The sequence below is a fragment of the Hymenobacter translucens genome, assembly GCF_020685205.1.
GTDB lineage: Bacteria > Bacteroidota > Bacteroidia > Cytophagales > Hymenobacteraceae > Hymenobacter > Hymenobacter translucens.
The window spans coordinates 108,411-126,930 of the sequence record NZ_JAJERB010000006.1 but is presented as its reverse complement, the minus strand read 5'-3'; the positions used below and the strand labels follow the sequence as shown (position 1 = coordinate 126,930).

Here is an 18,520-nt window from a genome sequence, read left to right as displayed (position 1 = left end):
GCCCAGAACGGTTTAAACCGGCCGCATAGATTGGTGCGTAGCAGCTTGCGCTACTGTCGAGCTGCTAAATTCTGTACGGTCGGCGACGAGGCTGAGCCGTAAGTCCTTTACCCGGGCTTACGTTTCTCCGCTTGCGGGCCCGCTTTATCTACGTGAATCCGCCTTTCGGCGCACTACCTACCCGTTTTTCTTTCATCCCTTACCACAACCACTATGATTCTTCGCCTCGATGAGCTGGCTCTGGACCTGCCCAAGCCGAAACACCCTTCCGCCAACGACGCCGCCGCCATCCAGGAGCTGCTCGGCGGCAAGTTTGGGGAGATGAGCACCCTGATGAACTACACGTTCCAGTCGTTCAACTTCCGGGGCCGCGACCGGCTGCGTCCCTTCTACGCGTTGACTTCTGCCATTGCCGCCGAAGAGTTTTCCCACATCGAGGCCGTCAGCTATTCCATCAACCTGCTGCTGACCGGCGTCAGCAAGCGGGGCACCGACCCCGTACCCGGCCCGCTGGCCGGGGCTGCCGACGCCCGCAACTCCTACCACTTCCTGGCCAGCGGCCAGGCTGCGCTGCCCTTCGACTCGATGGGCAACCCCTGGACCGGGCAATACGTGAACAGCTCCGGCAACCTGCGTCTCGATTTGCTGCACAACTTCTTTCTGGAGTGCGGGGCCCGGGCCAACAAGATTCGCGCCTATGAGATGGTAACTGACCCCTGTGCCCGCACGATGGTCGGCTACCTGCTGGTGCGCGGCGGCCTGCACGTGTACGCCTACGCCAAGGCGCTGGAAGTTATTACCGGCGTCGACGTGAAGAAGATCATGCCCGTGCCGCCGCTGTCGAACGCCAAGTTCCCCGAGGCCCGCAAGTTCATGGAGCACGGCCTGCACCGCCAGCTCTACACCTTCTCGCCCAATGCCTACGCGGAAGCCGGCCTGATCTGGAACGGCAAGCACCCCGAGGATGGCTCCCCGCTGGAAGTAGTGCAGGGCGCCATCAAAGGCGTGCCGTACCCGGTCCTCGAAGAAGAACCCCAGCTCAACTCGCCCGGCGAGGACGACTTCGACCCCCAGATGTTCAAGGACATTGCCAAGAAGCTCGGCCTCTCCAACGAGTGGAAGCAGCGCCACGGATAAGCTTTTTAGCTTCTGTAAACAACCAAAAGCCGCTCCGGTCCGGGGCGGCTTTTTTGTTGTTGCCCGTTGCGTGCTTTAGAAGCCGTGCGCCCGGAGCAGGTGCTTCTCCTCTAGAGCCACATCCACCAGCGCATAGCGTTTCTGGTCGGTAATGCTCATCTCATCCAACGCATCCACCATATCCTTGTAGGTAGCATGGTCAGTCGGCTTGATCTGCACAAACAGTCTGTGACTCCGCCCCTTCAAGCCGAGCAGCAGCTTCCGCAGGCCGGCCGGGCCCAGGTCAGTAGTTTGCAGCGTACCCTTCTCGTCGTTGCTGAGCAGCCCGTGGTAGTAATGCACCCGATGATTTCGGCCGAGCAAAACAGTCAGCACGTCGCCGGTCATGCAAATGGGGCCATCGTAGCTGCACGTCGGCCGTACCGGCATGGTCAGTTGCAGCACGGTTGGCTTGCCGAACTCCGCCGTCAGCAGAAAGAAGGTAACCAGCAGAAAGCCCAGGCCCACCATTGGGGTCATGTCGGGCGTAAGCCGGAAGCGGCGGGTGTGGATAGTCTTGCGGGGCCCGGAGGCACCGGTCGGGAAGGCTGCCATACTGCTGAAGTGTAAGAGGTTGACGATATTTCTGCCAACGCCCGCCACCGGGGTCTATTGCCCAAGCCGCGGCCATGACCCGCATGCCGGTGGCAGCAAGCCCGGCAGAACCATATTTTTGGCCGCTTACCGTTACCTTCCTGTTTCCATACCCGATCCGGATGAAGCGTCGCCTGCTGCTGCCCCTGTTTTGCCTTGCTCTTACGCTGTGGAGCCAACCGCGGTGCCTGGCCCAGGCACCCGGCTTCGAATGGGCTCGTTCCGCTGGGGGACCCCAGGCCGTGGACGGGCAGCGGATTGCCGTGGACCGCGCGGGCAATGCGTACGTAACCGGCATTTCGATGGGCCCGGCGACCTTCGGCAACCAAACCCTGGCGGGCCCCACCGGCAACAACCGGGTGAATTTCCTGGCTAAGTACGATGCCGCCGGCAAGCTCCAGTGGGTGCAGAAAACCACCATTGACGAGAATATCCTGTGGCAGGACGTGGCGGTAGATCCGGCCGGCAGCGTGTACGTGGCCGGCTCGCTGTCGACCACCACCCGGTTCGGCCGGGACTCGCTCCGCAGCCGGGGCGGGGACCTGTTCCTGGCCAAGTACGACGGCCGCGGCACGGTGCAGTGGGCCCGCAAAATCAGCGGCATCGAGGAAGACCGGGGCCTCGACCTGAGCACCGACCCGGTCGGGAACGTGTATCTCAGCAGCTACTTCAGCCGCAGCATCACGCTGGGCGCCACCACCCTGACTCATGAAATAGGCGAAGAGACCAACCCATTTATTGCCAAATACGATGCCCGGGGCGAAGTACTCTGGGCCCGCAAAACCCCGGCCCCCTTCTACCTCGCCCCCGACGCGGCAGGCAACCTCTACGTGACCGGCTCTTTCTCCGAGAAGCTTACCATTGGCGCCACCATGCTGACGGGCACGCACCCGCAGAACGTATTCGTGGCCAAGTACGACGCCGCCGGCACCGCTCAGTGGGCGCACCTCGTGGCCGGCGCCGAGTACATTACCGAAACGGCTCTGGCCGTCAGCAGCAGCGGGCTGGTGTACGTGACCGGCAACTTCGACAGCGACACGCTGGTCGTAGGCAAAACCCGGCTTATCCGGTCCGGCAAGCCCGACCGGGCGGTGCCCAACTACGACGCGTTTCTGGTTCAGTACGCCGCCGACGGCGAGCTGCAGTGGGCCCGTAGCGTGGGCAGAAAGCAGAATGATTTCTGCTACGGCGTGGCGGTGGATGGCCAGGGCAGCGCGTACCTAGCCGGTCACCTCAACGCGCCGACCCAGGGCTACTCGCCCGGCAGGCCCCCGGCCCGCTTCCACCTGTTTGTTTCGAAATACAGCCCGGCCGGAAAAGTACAGTGGGTGCAGCAGGTAGCGGGCAGCAGCGGCTGGGACGGCGCCCAGGGAATTGCCGTCGACCCCACCGGCAACGCCTACGTCACGGGTTTCTTTTTCGGCAAGCCGGCGTTCGGAACTAATGTGCTGGTAAACCCCGGGAAAGTGGCCGGCCTGTTTATCGCCAAGCTCAGCGCGGCTCCGTCGGCTACCAGGCCGAAGCCCGGAGCCCCGACCAAAAAATAGCCTGCTGCATTTCCGGCTACTTCACGCCAGTTCGCCTGCTGCCATGATCATCCGCGAAACACCTACCAGCTTTATCTACATCACCCAGCCCGACCACGCCCACGTTTCGGGACAGATGGCGACGCACTGGCAGCCGGCCCTGTTTCCGGATGCGGCCCGGCGCGTAGAGGTGGAGCTGGCGGTAAGAGAGCACGACCGGGCCTGGGCAACCCTCGATACCGTACCCATCTGGAACGAGCCGGCCCGGGTGCCCCACTCCTTTCTCGACTACCCGGCCGCCCCTAAAATCCGGAACTACCAGCAGGGAGTCGACGAGATGGAAGCCCTGGCGCCGTACGCCGGCCTGCTGGGCAGCCTTCACTTTACCTCCTTTCCCGATCTGGGTAAAACCGGGGAAGGCCGGCAGTTTTTGCAGCATGAAGCCAACCGGCAAGCCCGCCTCCGCCGAGAGCTTCGGCTCGATGCCCCAGCCCCGGCAGCGGCCCTCGACTTCCACTTGCAGCTGCTGCGGTTTCTGGACCGCCTCTCGCTCTACCTCTGCCTTAACGAGCCCGGCGCCCCTAAAGACCGGGAACATCCCTGGTACCAGAAAGGCATCCCGCTTTCCGACTATTTCCCTTTCGCCGGCGGGCAGATGGTGCAGGCCGTCTGGCACGGCCCACAGGCGGTGCAGGTAGCGCCCAGTCCTTTCGACACCGATTTCTTCGTGCGGCTCCGCTACCGTGAATTACCCAAAGCCAGCCTGTCTGCCCGGACCCTGGCCGACTGTTTCAGGCACGCTCCTACGCAAGAGCTGGTCGTGCAGATCCGGCGGTAAGCTGCCGGCCTGCGCAACCCTGCCGGCTGGGGGCAGTAAATGCTGCTAGTCCGCCGCACCGGCGGAGCCCCTTGCACTACCGGATAGTATGAACTCGATAGTTACCCTGACGCTGAACCCCACCGTCGACAAAAGCACCACGGCCGACCAGATCGTACCCGACCAGAAGCTGCGCTGTGCGCCCCCCAAGTTTGAGCCTGGCGGCGGCGGCATCAACGTGTCGCGGGCGTTGCGCCGCCTTGGCTCCGACTCCCTGGCCGTGTTTCCGGTGGGTGGCGCCACCGGCGCCCGCTTGCAGGAGCTGCTGACCCAGGAGCAGATCCGCCAGGAGGCCGTACCGGTCTCGGCCCACACCCGGGAGAACTTTATCGTGGTGGACTCCACTACCAGGCAGCAGTACCGCTTTGGCATGCCGGGCTACCCGCTGGAGGCGGACGGGCAGCAGCAGGTACTGGAGGCGCTGCAAGGCATTCCGGCCAACCCCGAGTTCCTGGTAATCAGCGGCAGCCTGCCACCCGGCGTTGAGCCTGAGTTTCTGATACAGGTGGTGCGGGCGGCCAAAGCCCGGGGCATCAAGGTTGTCGCCGATACCTCGGGACCGGCGCTGCTGCGGATTCTGGAAGAAGGCATATTCCTGGTCAAGCCCAACGCGGGCGAGCTCAGCAGGATGGCCGGGGTAGAAGAGTTGGATAACGAAGCCGTGGGCAGCGCCGCGCAGGCGCTGGTGCGCGACGGCAAGTGCGAAATCGTGGTGGTTTCGCTCGGGCCCCAGGGTGCCTGCATCGTTACCCGCGACCTGACCGACCACGTGCCTGCCCCGGCCGTGAAAAAGCGTAGCACCGTAGGAGCCGGCGACTCAATGGTGGCCGGGCTGGTGCATGGGCTCGCGACTGGCCTCTCGCTTCGCGAAACGGTGCGCCTGGGCGTGGCCTGCGGCACGGCTGCCACCATGAACCCCGGCACCGAGCTTTTCCGAAAAGAAGACGTGGACAAGCTCTACCGCTGGCTGCTGCAGTCAATGCCGGCAGCCGCCGCGTAGGCGGTAGCACACTGCGGCTGATACGTAGTTCACCGTGCGACGTGCCTGAGAAGATATAGAATAGGAGCTTCATACTATTTGCGTTGTCAGGGCCGTTTCTGGCCCTGACAACTTATCTAACCCTTCTTTCGATGCGCCGCTCTATTCTTACCCTATGCCTGGCAGCCGCTGCCACCGCCGCTACCGCCCAGAACTTCCGGGTGGGCCTGAAAGCCGGACCGTCCTACACCAGGCTGCGGGGCGTCGACCCGGACCAGCTTTCCTCTGCCAGCAACGCCTACTACCTCGGCTTCCACGCCGGCGTGATGGGTGAATTTCAGGTCACCCACAAGTATTCCATTCAGGCCGAGCTGCTTTATTCCCAGAAGGGCGGGCAGAACAAGATTGCACCCGGCTACAAAACCATCTTTACCTACCTCGACCTGCCCCTGCTGGCCAAGGCCCGACTGGGCGAAACCGGCATTTTCGTGGAAGCCGGCCCCCAGTTCGGCTACGTGGCGCGGGCCAGGTCCTACGCCAACGACTACAGCTACAATGTGCGGGACACCTACGAGAAGTTCGACGTGGGCTACGTAGGCGGTCTGGGCTACCAGCACCGCACCGGCCCGCTCGCCGGCTTCCGCTACAACGGCGGGTTAACCCGCCTCAACAAGCCCTTCATCCACAACGGCCGCATCATCGCCAGCGAAAACACGTGGAACAGCGCCTTTCAACTCTACGTCGGCTACATGATCGGCAACCGCAGCTAGCAGCTCCATACCTCACCTTGTCCGGACCGGGAGACCGGCTTCCGCGGTCGGAACGACGCGGGGCGGGTCTCCCGGTTTTGCGTTCGGAAGGCGGCTCTGTCAGGCTTCCGCCCTGGCCGGCAGCTGGCGGTGATGGTGCTCCACGTGGTAGAGGGTGAAGTACAGCATCTCGCGCAGGGTGAGCTTGCCCAGCAGCGGGTGCGGCAGCACGAAGGCGTCTAGGTCCTGCTCGGAGTAGCCCGCGGCCCGCTTCACCAGCCTGGCTACGGCCGCTTCGAGCTTGCGGCCCAGCGCGGACTGCCGCGCGGCTCCTACCACCGGCGGCACAAACCGGCCGCTGGCTTTGCCGCCCGCCGCCAGCTTCTGCTGGTAGCGCTGCACCAGCTCCTCGTAGCTCCGCGAAGGACGATTGGCCCGGCCGAACAGCAGACGCAGCGCCACCCGGGGCAGCAGCAGGGCCGTGCCCACCGGCTCCACGGCCCGCACGATGTGGTCGAGCTGCTGCCCGGCGCTCCACTTGCCAGCGGGAGCGGCCACAAAGTCAGTGGCGCTCAGGGCGCTGACCGTGGCGGCAAAGGCCGCGTGGGCGGCCGTCAACTCAGGCAGAATCTCAGATTTGGTCATACCGGTCAGGGCCGCGTCAAACCCAGGCGCTCCACGGTTTCGCCTTCGAAGTCGAACTCGATGAGGATGGCGGGCTCCCCGCCCACCACCCAGCCGTCGTGGCCGGGGGCAATGGCAACTACCTGGGGAGCCACGAACTCTTCCTGGGCGCCGTCGGCGTACTCGATGGTGAACCGGCCCGACGCCAGGAACCCGACGTGGGCGTGCTGGCAGAGTGTGGTGCCAATCAGGGGCTGCATATCCTTCGACCAGCGGAAGCCGGCCGGGTACACCACCCGCTTCACCCGGGAGTTGCCGGTGCGCACTACGTCAACCTGCACGCCGCCGATTTCGCGGCGGGAGGCGTCTTTTAAAGGGCCCAGGAGAGTTTCGTTGGTCATCGGTAAGTAGGTTAGTCGGTGAAAGAGTAAGCCGGGAATCTGCCTGAATGTAGCAAATTCTTACAGCGGGGCAGGACCCGGCACCGGTTATCGGCGGCGGGCCAGAAAATTATACCGGAGCCCCAGGCTAACCCCCGGCTGCGGAGCATAGTAGGCCTGCCCGAAAAACGCTTGTCCAACCAGCGTCCCCAGCCACGACCAGTTCAGCCGACCCTCCCCTACCAGCGTCCAGCGGGGTGTGGGGCTGTACGTCACGGCTGCTCCCAGCGTCAGGGGCAGATCATTTGCCTCCGTGCTTCCACCCATGTAGAACGGGCGCTGCGGCTGCCCGGCCGGCGTAAAGGCGTCGTAGTACTCAATCTTGCTGTGTAGCGCCGTAAGCCCGACAACGCCCTCAACTCCCCACCGGCGGACCGGCACAAACCGCACCCGGCTTAGCAGCGGAACCATCCAGCTTTGATGACGCTCATAGCTCCGTGACTCTCCGCCGTTAACCATGCGCGTGGTGGTAGGTCCCTGTCCGGGCCGCCAGCCAAACGACGCTTCCAGGGCATACCACCGGCAGGGCTGGTAGCCGACCATCAGCAGCGGTCCCCGCATAGTTAGCCATTGGTTTTCCCCCTCCTGCTGCCCGGGCCCCGCAAACCGGAACGAGTACGCCTGCGCTCCGGCGTACAGCTGATACCGGGGAGCCACGGTCGAGTCGGGCGGTGTTTGGGGTGAAGCCAGCAACGTCAGGCCGGTAAGTAAGGTGGATAGCAGCATAAGGTGGTGAATAGAAAAGTAGAGCTGAAGCCTAATCTAAGCGAGCGGCAGCAGTGTTTTCTGCTTCCCGTAGCATTTCGACGCTAAGTCCGGCGGCGCTTAGGAGGGCAGCCCCCATGGAGGTAGTATCCTGGCACATGCCCAGGGCAACGTGCGAAGCCTCTACCCGCTTGGCTCCCAGCTCAAAGCCAATTCGCCCGGCGTGGCTGAGCGCGTCTTCCATCTGAATCGTCAGCGGTAGGGAGCCTTCGACGGTAATCCCCCGCTGACTGGTACGCTGCCCTTTCACCACATTCTCCAGCTCGTAGGTGAACTGCATTAGGCTTGTCTCCGACGCTTCGAGCTGACGGCAGAGCAGCCGGTACAAACCGCTGTTTTTATCGGCCAGCACCGCCAGCAGGAAGTGCACGTGGTTGATGTAGTCGTTGTCGAGGCGGATAGCCTCCAGCCGGGTCAGGGCAATAATGGCCCGCAGGTTGGCGGAGTAATGACGGTACCGAAGGCGTCGGCGGCGGAAGGGGTTCCACATGGGGCCAAGAACGCGAACATGCGGCAATGGTTAGTCGGGCCCATGCGACGTGAACCTTCAAACCAGCAATGCAAAACAGTGACTATGCAAGTACCTATTTGACTACCAAAGACACAGACATTATTGCAGATTACTACCATTTAAGCCTTGGAAAACCCGTCAAAACGTCAGCAAAATCCTTCTCGCACCCCGTTTGCTAGGCCCTTCGTAGACTTCCTAACCCGAAGCACCTACCAAGACACTAGCAGCCATGAACTTTAATAATTATACCATCAAGGCGCAGGAGGCCGTGCAGAAGGCCACGGAGCTGGCCGGCGCCAACCAGCAGCAGGCCATTGAAACCGGCCACCTGCTGAAGGGCCTTTTCCAGAGCGACGAGAACGTGCTGTCGTTTCTGGCCAACAAGCTGGGCGTAAACCAGAATATCCTCTCCCCCCGCCTCGACGCTATCGTAACCGCTTACCCCAAGGTGAGCGGGGGCGCGCCCTACCTTTCCAACGATGCCGCCGCCGCTTTGCAGCGCGCTACCGGCTACCTCAAGGAGTTTGAAGACGAGTACGTGTCGGTGGAGCACCTGCTGCTGGGGCTGCTCGGCGGCAAGGATTCCGTGGCGACCCTGATGAAGGACGCCGGCTTCAACGAGAAAGACCTGAAAGCCGCCATCAAGGAGCTGCGCGGGGGCCGCAAGGTCACGAGCCAGACCGCCGAGGACCAGTACCAGAGCCTGAACCGCTACGCCCGCAACCTCAACGAGCAGGTGCGCACCGGCAAGATGGACCCGGTTATCGGCCGCGACGAGGAAATCCGCCGCGTGCTCCAGATCCTGAGCCGCCGCACCAAGAACAACCCTGTTTTGCTCGGTGAGCCCGGCGTCGGCAAGACTGCCATCGTGGAGGGCCTGGCCCAGCGCATCGTGGCCGGCGACGTGCCCGAGAACCTCAAGGACAAAGTCATCATGTCCCTCGACATGGGCCTGCTCATCGCGGGTGCCAAGTACAAGGGCGAGTTCGAGGAGCGCCTCAAGTCCGTCATCAAGGAAGTAACCGACTCCGAAGGCCAGATCATTCTGTTCATCGACGAGATGCACACCCTGATCGGGGCCGGCGCGGGCGGGGAAGGCGCCATGGACGCCGCCAACCTGCTCAAGCCCGCCCTGGCCCGGGGGGAATTGCACTCTATCGGCGCCACCACGCTCAAGGAGTACCAGAAGTACATCGAGAAGGACAAGGCCCTGGAGCGCCGCTTCCAGGCCGTGATGGTGGATGAGCCGACCATCGAGGACGCCATCAGCATCATGCGCGGCATCAAGGAGAAGTACGAGCTGCACCACGGCGTGCGCATCACCGACGACGCCGTTATTGCCGCCGTGGAGCTGAGCAGCCGCTACATCACCGACCGGTTCTTGCCCGACAAAGCCATCGACCTGATGGACGAAGCCGCTGCCAAGCTCCGCATCGAGCTGAACTCCATGCCCGTGGAGCTCGACGAGGTGCAGCGCCGCATCATGCAGCTGGAGATTGAGCGCGAGGCCATCCGCCGCGAGGAAAACCACGACCGCGAAAACGTGCTCAACAAGGAGCTGAGCGAGCTGACCGCCAAGCGCGACTCGCTTAAGGCCCAGTGGGAAAACGAGAAGTCGGTGCTGACCTCCATCCAGGAGCAGAAAGAGGCTATTGAGCGGTTCAAGGTGGAAGCCGAGCAGGCCGAGCGCCAGGGCGACTACGGCCGGGTGGCCGAGCTGCGCTACGGCAAGATTCAGGAAGCCGAGGCCAGGCTGAAAGCCCTGCAGGATGAAGCCAACGCCAACAAGGACGGGGGCTCGATGCTGCAGGAAGTCGTAACCCACGAGGACATTGCCGAAGTAGTGGCCAAGTGGACCGGCATTCCGGTGAGCAAGATGCTGCAGTCGGACCGCGAGAAGCTGCTCAACCTCGAAGCCGAGCTGGGCAAGCGCGTGGCCGGTCAGAGCGAAGCCATTGCCGCCATTTCCGACGCCGTGCGCCGCTCCCGGGCCGGTCTGCAGGACCCCAAGCGTCCCATCGGCTCGTTTATCTTCCTGGGCACTACCGGCGTGGGTAAAACCGAGCTGGCAAAGGCTCTGGCCGAGTACCTGTTCAACGACGAGAACTCGATGGTCCGCATCGACATGAGCGAGTACCAGGAGCGCCACGCCGTGTCGCGCCTGATCGGGGCGCCTCCCGGCTACGTGGGCTACGACGAAGGCGGTCAGCTGACCGAGGCCGTGCGCCGCAAGCCCTACTCGGTAATCCTGCTCGACGAGATTGAGAAGGCCCACCCCGATGTGTTCAACATCCTGCTTCAGGTGCTCGACGACGGCCGCCTCACCGATAACAAGGGCCGGGTGGCGAACTTCAAGAACACCATCATCATCATGACCTCTAACACCGGAGCCGACATCATTCAGAAAAACTTTAAGGAGCTGAATGACTACAACCACGACGAGGTGGTGGACCGCACCCGGGAGGAAGTGGTGGAGCGGCTGAAAGGCCACATGCGCCCCGAGTTCCTGAACCGCATCGACGAGATTGTGATGTTCCAGCCGCTGAAGCGCAAGGAAATCCGCCGCATCGTGGACATTCAGTTCAAGCAGATTCAGCAGCGCCTGGAAGAAGCCGGCATCCGCCTCGAAGCCACCGACGAGGTGCTCGACTTCCTCGGCGAGCAGGGCTTTGACCCGCAGTTCGGGGCCCGTCCGCTTAAGCGCGTGCTGCAGCGCCTGGTGCTGAACGAGCTGAGCAAGGACATCCTCTCGGGCCGCGTGAGCAAGGACGCCGTGGTGGAAGCCGTGCTCGAAGACGAGCATATCCGCTTCGTGAACGTGGACGTGGAAATCCCGGGCGTGTAAGCCGACTCTTCCACAATCCTGATTTAGCTGAACAGAAAACGCCCCGCCGACCACCGCGCCGACGGGGCGTTTTTCATCCTTCTCTGCTCATGACCGCGTTCAAGAAATTCCTGCGCACCCTCGGCCTGTGCGCCATGCTGCTTTTGGCGGCTGCCGGCGTCGGTCTGACCGGCGCGGCCCCGGTGTCGCAGAAGCGGGAGCAGCGCTTTATCGACACCGAGCCCCGGACCGAGCTGGTAGAAACGAAAAAGAAGGAGCAGCAACAGTCGCCGCGGCAGTAGCCAAACCACCAGCAGCTGAAAGCCCCGCCGGTCTACTACCGGCGGGGTTTTTCTTTTTGCTTTCTCCGCGGCTCCAAACCGAGCCCGCAGGCTTAGCGACGGCGGCGGGCGGCTCTCCGCTCCATCCGCTCCCGGTAGGTGCGGCCGTCGGCCATGTGCTTTGGTTTTAGCTTGGTTCGGATGGTGGCCGGCAGGGGCTGGCCCGCGAGGTAGCTCGTGCGCAAGGCGGAAAACTTGGCATCGGAGTACGGGGCGTTGTGCACAAACATGTAGGTAAGCCCACCGGCCGCCAGCAGCAGGCCCGCGGCCACCATCTCGGGGGAAGCTTCGTCCTGCTGCCCCTGTCCGGGCGGCGTTGACGAGCTGGAGCCGCTGGCCCCGGTCATCAGACGCAGGGCGGGCAGGGCCACCAGCATCGGAAGCTGCCCGCCCAGGCGCTTGGCATTGAACATTCCCTGCACGGCGTCGAGTGTGTCCTGCCGGGCATCCGCCAACGCCTGCGCGGGGCTGGGAGGAATCGGTACACCGGTCGTAGCCGGCGCCGGCGTATTGGTTGCAGCGGGAGCCGGTGCGCCGGCTGAAGCCGGAGCCACGGGCTGGATGCCGGCAGCCAGCAGGGGGTTATCGGCCGTGGCCGTGCCGTGCAAAGGCAGGAAGTTGCCGCGCAGCCGCCGGCTGACGCTGGCAGGCAGGTGGCCGGTGGCGGCCAACTCCCGCAGCACCTGCTTTTCCCGGCCCCGCCGGAACTGAATACGCTTGTTTAACCCGATAAGGGTAAAAGCCGAGCCCGCCACCACGCCGGGCGACCAGACCCCGGCGCTGGTTGTCTGCAGCGCGGGCAAAGTAGAAGCCAGGATGCCGACGGTGCCCAGGGCTAGCCAGCCGGCACCGCCGCCCCGCCGGCTGCGGAACAGCTCGTGCACCGCCCGGGCCGTGTCGGCGCGGGTCAGGGTGGGCAGCGGCTCGGCCACTGCGGCGGGTGGATTTGGAACGGTGGGCAGCGTTTGAGCCGCTACCGGGGCGGCTCCAGCCGCCAGGAGAATCACGCAGAGAATGCGCCGCATAAATACTTTGTTACGCAAATAGAATAAGTAGAAAGAACTGCAGCTCCGGCCCAACAGAAGATTTCGGCCAGAGCGGATCAAAGCAAAGGTAGCACACGACCGGCACCGGTTCCTATCCCCAAGAGAGAAAGGAAGCCGGTAGATCCGGAGCATCCTCGACGGCCGCAAAGCGCTGGGCAAACCCCGGGATTTCGACTGCTGAAAGCCGTAACCACCGGAATCAAGGCCCGGACTACCCGACTGACGGTGCACCCATCCAGCCCTGGTTGAACGCCTTGCAAGCCCTGCCGGCAATATGGCGACAAACTGCTTTTGCAGGACCCGCAGACCCTGCCGGTGATTTCCGGCAGCCAGACTATCAGGTTTCGCCTGCGCAGCACCGATGCCAGGGCTACGGCCGCCCCGACGGGCAGCTTTGCCACTGGTGCGGTAAGCCTTACCAAGCCGCCTCACCCCGCTTTGCCATCGTCAAGGTGAGCTTCTAAGGCGACTGCCCCGTTTCGCAGTCTGCGGGCAGGGAGTTTTACATGTTCTGCTGCAACCGGCGCCGGGGGCTTAGCCAGGGCCTTGCGCGGGCCGCCCCCGCCACAGCCCGGCTGGCAACGTTCCCGGTAACGTTTGCATAAATAAAGAGGAAGGCAGCGCCCTAAAACTCCCCTAGGGTGTGGACCTTACCCTAATTCCCACTCTACTATATTCCTATGCTTCCTGGCTCTGCTTGTCAAACGGCCCCGGCGCCGGATTTTCAGTCCTGGCTGGTACTGGCTCTGCTGCTCCTGGCCCTGGTATGCAGCAGCCGCCTGCTAACCCAGGATAAGCCTACCGACCCGAGCCGTACCGGCGGGCCCCGCACGCTTCGGGCCGCCACCAGCACCGCCCCTCCCGGCCCGGTGGCAGTGGTCAGCTAAAAACCAGACAAGCCGCCAACCGGCACCTGCCGGCACCGTAAGGATGGGTTTATTTTTTTCCTCCGCCTGCTGACAAATCCTACTCAAGTAGGCCGGAACCACCATTTTCGCCGGTAGCCGCCTTTCCCTGACCCGGTCGGCTGGCAGATACCCGGGCGGTCCGGGGTCCGAGTCATTTTGTCTTTATACTTTACAGCATACCACCGGCCTGAACGCAACCACTTACCCGGACACTCCCGAGTTTCGGCCGTCGTCCAGGTTCGGCCGGGGTAGTTCAACGGCTTTCCCATCCTTGTTTTTTTCACCTTTCCTACTCCTCTTTTTTATGCGAACAGCTTTACCTTTTACCTCGCGGTCGGCAGTCAGCCGCCGCACCGCCCGCCCGGGGTTCCGGCTGCTGGCTTTGCTGCTGCTTATGCCGGCGCTGAGCTGGGCTCAGGTACAGACGCCTAACCCGGTTACGCCCATCAGCCTGGGCACGGCCACCTACACCCAGGACTTTAATACCCTGGCCACGACGGGAACCAGCTCCGCGGTACCGGCGGGTTTTGGCTTCGTGGAAACCAACGTCGGTACCGGTACTGGCGCTAACACCACCTACACCGCCGTTACCATCACCCCGACCAGCAGCCCGAATACGGGTGAAACCTACAGCTTCGGCTTCGGCGCCTCCGCGCCAACGGACCGGGCCTTTGGCAGCGTCCGCAGCGGCTCTCTATCGGCCCAGTACGGCTTTGCCTTTACCAATACCACCGGCGCCGTTATTTCCAGCCTGACCGTCGGCTACACGGGCGAAATCTACCGCCTGTCGGCCTCTACTACCGCCCGCGCCGACCGGTTGGACTTTCAGTACAGCACGGATGCCACTTCCTTTACCACCGGCACCTTTGTGGACGTGAACGCGCTTGACTTCGTCGGGCCCGTCAACAACAACACCACCAGCACCGGCTACGATGGCAACGACCCTGCTAACCGCACCGCTGTTTCAGGCACCATTACCGGCCTGTCCATTGCCCCCGGCGCCACCTTCTACCTCCGCTTCGCGGATGCCGACGCCGCTGGTGCCGACGATGGACTGGCCATCGACGACTTCTCCCTGACGGCCGGTACGGGCACCGCCTGCAACGCCGCCTTCAGCTATTCGGCCGCTTCGTACTGCCAGACCGGCACCAACCCCACGCCCACGGTGACGGGCACCACCGGCGGCACGTTCAGCTCGACCACGGGCCTGAGCATCAACGCTACCACCGGCGCTGTTGACCTCGCTGCCTCCACGCCCGGCACCTACACCGTGACGTATACCGTGAGCAGCACCTGCAGCAGCACGGCCACCATTACGATTTCCACCGCCCAGTCGGCGGCCTTCAGCTATGACCCGGCCTCGTACTGCACCACCAACACCAGCAGCGTAGCCCCCACCCTGGCCACCGGCAGCACGGCCGGTACGTTCAGCTCCACCGCCGGGCTGACGCTGAACGCGACTACCGGTGCCATTACGCCCAGCAGCAGCACGCCCGGCACCTACACCGTAACCAACACGGTAGCCGCCTCGGGCAGCTGCGCCGCCACTTCCGCCACGGCCACCGTGACCATCACGGCTCCGCCTACGGCCAACATTGGCTATTCGGCACCCAGCTACTGCACCACGACGACGGGCACAGTAGCCCTGGGCATCGGCACAGGCAGCACCCTGGGTACGCTGTCAGTCAACCCGGCAACGGGCCTGACGATCAGCTCCACCGGCACTATCACGCCATCGACCTCGACGCCGGGCACCTATTTCATCACCAATACGGTAGCGGCCTCGGGCGGCTGCGCGGCGGTGACGGGCGGCACGACCGTTACCATCAGCGCCCCCGGCTCGGCAGGCTTTTCCTACCCCGCGGCCAGCTACTGCGGCTCACAGAGCGGAACCATTAATGCTACGCTGGCTCCCGGCGCCACGGCCGGCACGTTCAGCTCCGCCGCAGGCCTGAGCCTGAGCCCCACTACCGGTGCCATTACGCCTACCACCAGCTCACCCGGCACCTACACCGTAACCAACACGATTCCGGCCTCGGGTGCCTGCGCTGCCGTAACGGCCACCACAACGGTTACGATAAACCCGGCCACCATCGCGGCTTTCTCTTATTCGGGCTCGACCTTCTGCCTGGGCGGTACGAATCCCACCGCAACGGTAACCGGCACGATGGGAGGCACCTTCAGCTCCACCACCGGGCTGAGCGTCAATGCTACCACCGGCACGATTGATCTGATGGCCTCCACGGCCGGCACCTACGTGGTAACCTACAGCGTGGCCGGTCCCTGCCCGTCGTCGGCCACGCAGACGGTGACCTTAACCAACGCCCCCAGCGCCGCGTTCAGCTACCCCACGACCGGCAGCACCTGCGCCAGCTCTTCGGCTACCCTTACGCCTACCTTCCCGGCTGGCAGCTCGGCCGGTACGTTCAGCTCTACCGCAGGCCTGGAGATTAACCCGACCACGGGCGTTATTTCGCTGGCTACGTCCACGGCCGGTACCTACACCGTGACCAACACCATCACCGCGTCGGGTGGCTGCCCGGCTGCTACGGCAACCACGCAGGTGGTTATCAACGCCGTTCCGTCGGCCTCACTGACGGCTGGTAGTGCTACCACTTTCTGCCAGGGTGGCTCGGTGGTGCTCACGGCTTCGGCCGGTACGGGCAACACGTACCAGTTTCTGCTCAACGGCACCGCCATTCCCGGCGCCACCTCGGCTACCTACACGGCTTCGACTGCCGGTAACTACGCTGTAGTGGTAACCAATGCGTCCGGCTGCTCGGCTACCTCGCCGGCTACTACCGTCACGGTAAACCCGACTACCACGGCTACGTTCTCGTATCCGACCGCAGCGTTCTGCCTGGGTGGTACGAACCCCACCGCAACGGTAACCGGCACGGCCGGTGGCACCTTCTCCTCGACCACCGGGCTGAGTGTTAACTCCACGACCGGCGCCATCAACCTGGCGACTTCAACAGCCGGCACCTACGTGGTCACGTACACCGTGGCAGGCCCCTGCCCGTCGTCTGCGACGCAGACGGTGACGGTGAACCCGGCAACGACGGCCACGTTCAGCTACCCGGCCGCTACGTTCTGCGTGAGCGGCACGAACCCCACCGCGACGGTGACGGGTACGGCCGGCGGCACGTTCAGCTCAACGGCTGGTCTGAGTGTTAACGGCACTACGGGCGCCATCAACCTGGCTGCTTCGACGCCCGGCACCTACACCGTGACCTACAGCGTAGCAGGCACCTGCCCGTCTTCAGCCACGCAAACGGTGACCATCACGGCCGCTCCCCTGGCCAGCTTCAGCTACGGCACGACCAGCTCTTACTGTGTGACCGGGACAACCAACCCCACCGTGGTGCTGGGTACCGGCGCCACGGCCGGCACATTCTCTTCCACGGCTGGTCTGACGCTTAACGCCACGACCGGCGCCATCACCCTGTCCTCGTCGACACCGGGCACCTACACCGTCACCAACACGGTGGCCGCGGCCGGCGGCTGCGCAGCTACGACCGCTACCTCAACGGTGACCATCACGGCGGCTCCGCTGGCCTCGTTCAGCTACCCGGCCACGGGCACCTGCGCAGGTTCGACGGGCACGGTTGCCCCGACGCTGGCAGCCGGCGCTACGGCCGGTACGTTCAGCTCGACGGCAGGCCTGACGCTTAACGCCACAACCGGCGTTATCTCGCTGGCTACGTCGACGGCCGGTACCTACACCGTGACCAACACGGTAGCCGCCGCTGGTGGCTGCGCGGCTACGACGGCGACCTCGACGGTGACCATCAACGCCACGCCGGCTCGTCCGACGGTCTCGGTGGTGTACAACGGCACGACTACCACGCTCACGTCGAGTGCGGCCACGGGCAACCAGTGGTACCTGAACGGCACCCTCATTGCCGGTGCTACCGGCCAGAGCTACGTGGTGAACACGCCGGCTCAGTTCGGCGCCTATACCGTGGTGACCACCTCGGCCCAGGGCTGCGCTTCCCAAGCCTCGCTGCCGCTGACGGTGACCTCCAGCGTCAGGCCGCTGGCCGGCGCGTCGCTGAGCGTGTTCCCCAACCCCACCCGCGACGGCAACCTGACGGTGGAGCTCACCGGCTACCAGAAGACGGTAGAACTGTCGGTGTTCAACGCTCTCGGACAGGTAGTGCACACGGCTACGGTGCCGGCTTCGGCCAGCCAGACCACACATGCCGTGGATCTGAGCAAGCTGCCTGCTGGTATCTACATCCTGCGCGCCCGGACCGACGGGGGCCTTGATACGCGCCGCATCGTGAAGGAATAGCCTTTCCCGCACCTGCTTGAAAAGCCCCGCTGACTTAGTCAGCGGGGCTTTTTTATGACTGCGCTTTAGATGAACAGCGGCGCTGAACGTGAAGACCGGAAAAGCCTGCGTTGGCTTAGCTTTGCCGTATGTCCATATTCTCGACTTACTTCCGGCTGGGCTTCTTCCACATCTTCAACCTGCAGGCTTACGACCACCTCGTGTTCCTGCTGGCGTTGTGCGCCCCCTACGTGCTGGCCGACTGGCGGCGGGTGCTGGCCCTGGTCACGAGCTTTACGGTGGGCCACTCCCTTACGCTGGGTTTGGCGACGCTGGGCTTTGTGCAGTATAACTCCCGGCTGGTGGAGACGCTGATTCCGGTGACGATTCTGCTTACCTGTGGCCTTAACCTAAGGCGGGCCGGCCAGACCATCAAGCCCCGGGAGCCGGTGCTGCTGACGTCTGCCAATCTGCTGGCCGCAGCCTTTGGGCTGATTCACGGACTGGGCTTTTCGAGCTACCTGCGCGAGCTGCTGGGCCGCAGCAGCCGGCCGGTGCTGGAGCTGCTGGCGTTTAATCTGGGCGTGGAGGCCGGGCAGCTGCTCATCGTTTTGCTGATTCTGATTCTTGGACTTATCACCCTGCGCATCCTACGCCGCACCCGCCGCGACTGGATTCTGGTTGTGAGCGGGCTGGCGGCCGGCGTAGCGCTGGTGCTGCTTTTAGCGTGAGTTGTCCGCCGCCAACCACTAACTTTAGCTGCAAGAATATGGTGGTTCTTACCCGGTGTGCGTAAGGCAGGCCGCTAACCTCAACACCTACCTGTAAGCCTGCTTTGGACGCTTGCCGCCAGAAGCCTGCGGCCGGCAGCTCAAAAAAAGAAA

General features: G+C 63.7%; 16 protein-coding genes. 10 read left to right on the top strand and 6 right to left on the bottom strand.

Going from position 1 to position 18,520, the window contains the following annotated elements:
* Window positions 1–213: 213 nt before the first annotated feature.
* The gene (locus tag LJY25_RS14185; protein WP_227609013.1) at window positions 214–1,137 is read left to right on the top strand and encodes a manganese catalase family protein; all 924 of its coding nucleotides are present in this window, start codon (window positions 214–216) and stop codon (window positions 1,135–1,137) included.
* A 75-nt stretch (window positions 1,138–1,212) separates the two neighbouring features.
* Here the strand turns inward: LJY25_RS14185 and LJY25_RS14180 are convergent, their stop codons facing one another.
* Window positions 1,213–1,731: a biopolymer transporter ExbD gene (locus LJY25_RS14180; protein WP_227609012.1), complete on the bottom strand. Its 519-nt coding sequence runs from the start codon at window positions 1,729–1,731 to the stop codon at window positions 1,213–1,215.
* A 161-nt stretch (window positions 1,732–1,892) separates the two neighbouring features.
* Here LJY25_RS14180 and LJY25_RS14175 point away from each other — a divergent pair, with 161 nt between their 5' ends.
* From LJY25_RS14175 to LJY25_RS14160, 4 genes are all read left to right on the top strand, one after another.
* Window positions 1,893–3,317, top strand: coding sequence for an SBBP repeat-containing protein (locus LJY25_RS14175; RefSeq protein ID WP_227609011.1), 1,425 nt, complete (start codon window positions 1,893–1,895; stop codon window positions 3,315–3,317).
* 43 nt (window positions 3,318–3,360) lie between these two features.
* The gene (locus tag LJY25_RS14170; RefSeq protein WP_227609010.1) at window positions 3,361–4,134 is read left to right on the top strand and encodes a DUF3891 family protein; all 774 of its coding nucleotides are present in this window, start codon (window positions 3,361–3,363) and stop codon (window positions 4,132–4,134) included.
* Window positions 4,135–4,222: 88 nt separating this feature from the next.
* Window positions 4,223–5,173: a 1-phosphofructokinase family hexose kinase gene (locus tag LJY25_RS14165; RefSeq protein WP_227609009.1), complete on the top strand. Its 951-nt coding sequence runs from the start codon at window positions 4,223–4,225 to the stop codon at window positions 5,171–5,173.
* A 131-nt stretch (window positions 5,174–5,304) separates the two neighbouring features.
* Window positions 5,305–5,922: a porin family protein gene (locus LJY25_RS14160; RefSeq protein WP_227609008.1), complete on the top strand. Its 618-nt coding sequence runs from the start codon at window positions 5,305–5,307 to the stop codon at window positions 5,920–5,922.
* A 99-nt stretch (window positions 5,923–6,021) separates the two neighbouring features.
* Here LJY25_RS14160 and LJY25_RS14155 read toward each other — a convergent pair whose 3' ends face one another.
* From LJY25_RS14155 to LJY25_RS14140, 4 genes are all read right to left on the bottom strand, one after another.
* Window positions 6,022–6,546, bottom strand: a complete 525-nt coding sequence (locus LJY25_RS14155) for a DinB family protein (protein WP_227609007.1) — start codon at window positions 6,544–6,546, stop codon at window positions 6,022–6,024.
* Window positions 6,547–6,551: 5 nt separating this feature from the next.
* Complete coding sequence (locus LJY25_RS14150) at window positions 6,552–6,926, bottom strand: cupin domain-containing protein (protein ID WP_227609006.1); 375 nt, start codon at window positions 6,924–6,926, stop codon at window positions 6,552–6,554.
* A gap of 87 nt (window positions 6,927–7,013) precedes the next feature.
* Entirely contained in the window at window positions 7,014–7,691 is a 678-nt protein-coding gene (locus LJY25_RS14145; protein WP_227609005.1) for a hypothetical protein, read from the bottom strand.
* A 31-nt stretch (window positions 7,692–7,722) separates the two neighbouring features.
* Window positions 7,723–8,220 (bottom strand): Clp protease N-terminal domain-containing protein, encoded by a 498-nt coding sequence (locus LJY25_RS14140; protein WP_227609004.1) that lies wholly within the window; start codon window positions 8,218–8,220, stop codon window positions 7,723–7,725.
* A gap of 250 nt (window positions 8,221–8,470) precedes the next feature.
* Between LJY25_RS14140 and clpB the strand changes: the two genes are divergently transcribed.
* A complete protein-coding gene (gene clpB, locus LJY25_RS14135; RefSeq protein ID WP_227609003.1) occupies window positions 8,471–11,086 on the top strand; it encodes an ATP-dependent chaperone ClpB in 2,616 nt (871 codons plus the stop codon).
* Window positions 11,087–11,175: 89 nt separating this feature from the next.
* Window positions 11,176–11,367, top strand: coding sequence for a hypothetical protein (locus tag LJY25_RS14130; protein ID WP_227609002.1), 192 nt, complete (start codon window positions 11,176–11,178; stop codon window positions 11,365–11,367).
* A 92-nt stretch (window positions 11,368–11,459) separates the two neighbouring features.
* Here the strand turns inward: LJY25_RS14130 and LJY25_RS14125 are convergent, their stop codons facing one another.
* Entirely contained in the window at window positions 11,460–12,449 is a 990-nt protein-coding gene (locus tag LJY25_RS14125; RefSeq protein WP_227609001.1) for a hypothetical protein, read from the bottom strand.
* Between the two features lie 683 nt (window positions 12,450–13,132).
* Between LJY25_RS14125 and LJY25_RS14120 the strand changes: the two genes are divergently transcribed.
* From LJY25_RS14120 to LJY25_RS14110, 3 genes are all read left to right on the top strand, one after another.
* Window positions 13,133–13,339 carry a hypothetical protein gene (locus LJY25_RS14120; protein WP_227609000.1) on the top strand — a complete coding sequence of 69 codons (207 nt, stop codon included), beginning with the start codon at window positions 13,133–13,135 and terminating at the stop codon, window positions 13,337–13,339.
* Between the two features lie 325 nt (window positions 13,340–13,664).
* Window positions 13,665–17,657 carry a beta strand repeat-containing protein gene (locus tag LJY25_RS14115; protein ID WP_227608999.1) on the top strand — a complete coding sequence of 1,331 codons (3,993 nt, stop codon included), beginning with the start codon at window positions 13,665–13,667 and terminating at the stop codon, window positions 17,655–17,657.
* A 128-nt stretch (window positions 17,658–17,785) separates the two neighbouring features.
* Window positions 17,786–18,367: a HupE/UreJ family protein gene (locus LJY25_RS14110; protein WP_227608998.1), complete on the top strand. Its 582-nt coding sequence runs from the start codon at window positions 17,786–17,788 to the stop codon at window positions 18,365–18,367.
* Window positions 18,368–18,520: the final 153 nt, after the last annotated feature.

Coding starts and splice junctions, on each gene's coding strand:
- LJY25_RS14185 (WP_227609013.1), top strand. CDS start 214: ATGATTCTTCGCCTCGATGAGCTGGCTCTGGACCTGCCCAAGCCGAAA.
- LJY25_RS14180 (WP_227609012.1), bottom strand. CDS start 1,731: ATGGCAGCCTTCCCGACCGGTGCCTCCGGGCCCCGCAAGACTATCCAC.
- LJY25_RS14175 (WP_227609011.1), top strand. CDS start 1,893: ATGAAGCGTCGCCTGCTGCTGCCCCTGTTTTGCCTTGCTCTTACGCTG.
- LJY25_RS14170 (WP_227609010.1), top strand. CDS start 3,361: ATGATCATCCGCGAAACACCTACCAGCTTTATCTACATCACCCAGCCC.
- LJY25_RS14165 (WP_227609009.1), top strand. CDS start 4,223: ATGAACTCGATAGTTACCCTGACGCTGAACCCCACCGTCGACAAAAGC.
- LJY25_RS14160 (WP_227609008.1), top strand. CDS start 5,305: ATGCGCCGCTCTATTCTTACCCTATGCCTGGCAGCCGCTGCCACCGCC.
- LJY25_RS14155 (WP_227609007.1), bottom strand. CDS start 6,546: ATGACCAAATCTGAGATTCTGCCTGAGTTGACGGCCGCCCACGCGGCC.
- LJY25_RS14150 (WP_227609006.1), bottom strand. CDS start 6,926: ATGACCAACGAAACTCTCCTGGGCCCTTTAAAAGACGCCTCCCGCCGC.
- LJY25_RS14145 (WP_227609005.1), bottom strand. CDS start 7,691: ATGCTGCTATCCACCTTACTTACCGGCCTGACGTTGCTGGCTTCACCC.
- LJY25_RS14140 (WP_227609004.1), bottom strand. CDS start 8,220: ATGTGGAACCCCTTCCGCCGCCGACGCCTTCGGTACCGTCATTACTCC.
- clpB (WP_227609003.1), top strand. CDS start 8,471: ATGAACTTTAATAATTATACCATCAAGGCGCAGGAGGCCGTGCAGAAG.
- LJY25_RS14130 (WP_227609002.1), top strand. CDS start 11,176: ATGACCGCGTTCAAGAAATTCCTGCGCACCCTCGGCCTGTGCGCCATG.
- LJY25_RS14120 (WP_227609000.1), top strand. CDS start 13,133: ATGCTTCCTGGCTCTGCTTGTCAAACGGCCCCGGCGCCGGATTTTCAG.
- LJY25_RS14115 (WP_227608999.1), top strand. CDS start 13,665: ATGCGAACAGCTTTACCTTTTACCTCGCGGTCGGCAGTCAGCCGCCGC.
- LJY25_RS14110 (WP_227608998.1), top strand. CDS start 17,786: ATGTCCATATTCTCGACTTACTTCCGGCTGGGCTTCTTCCACATCTTC.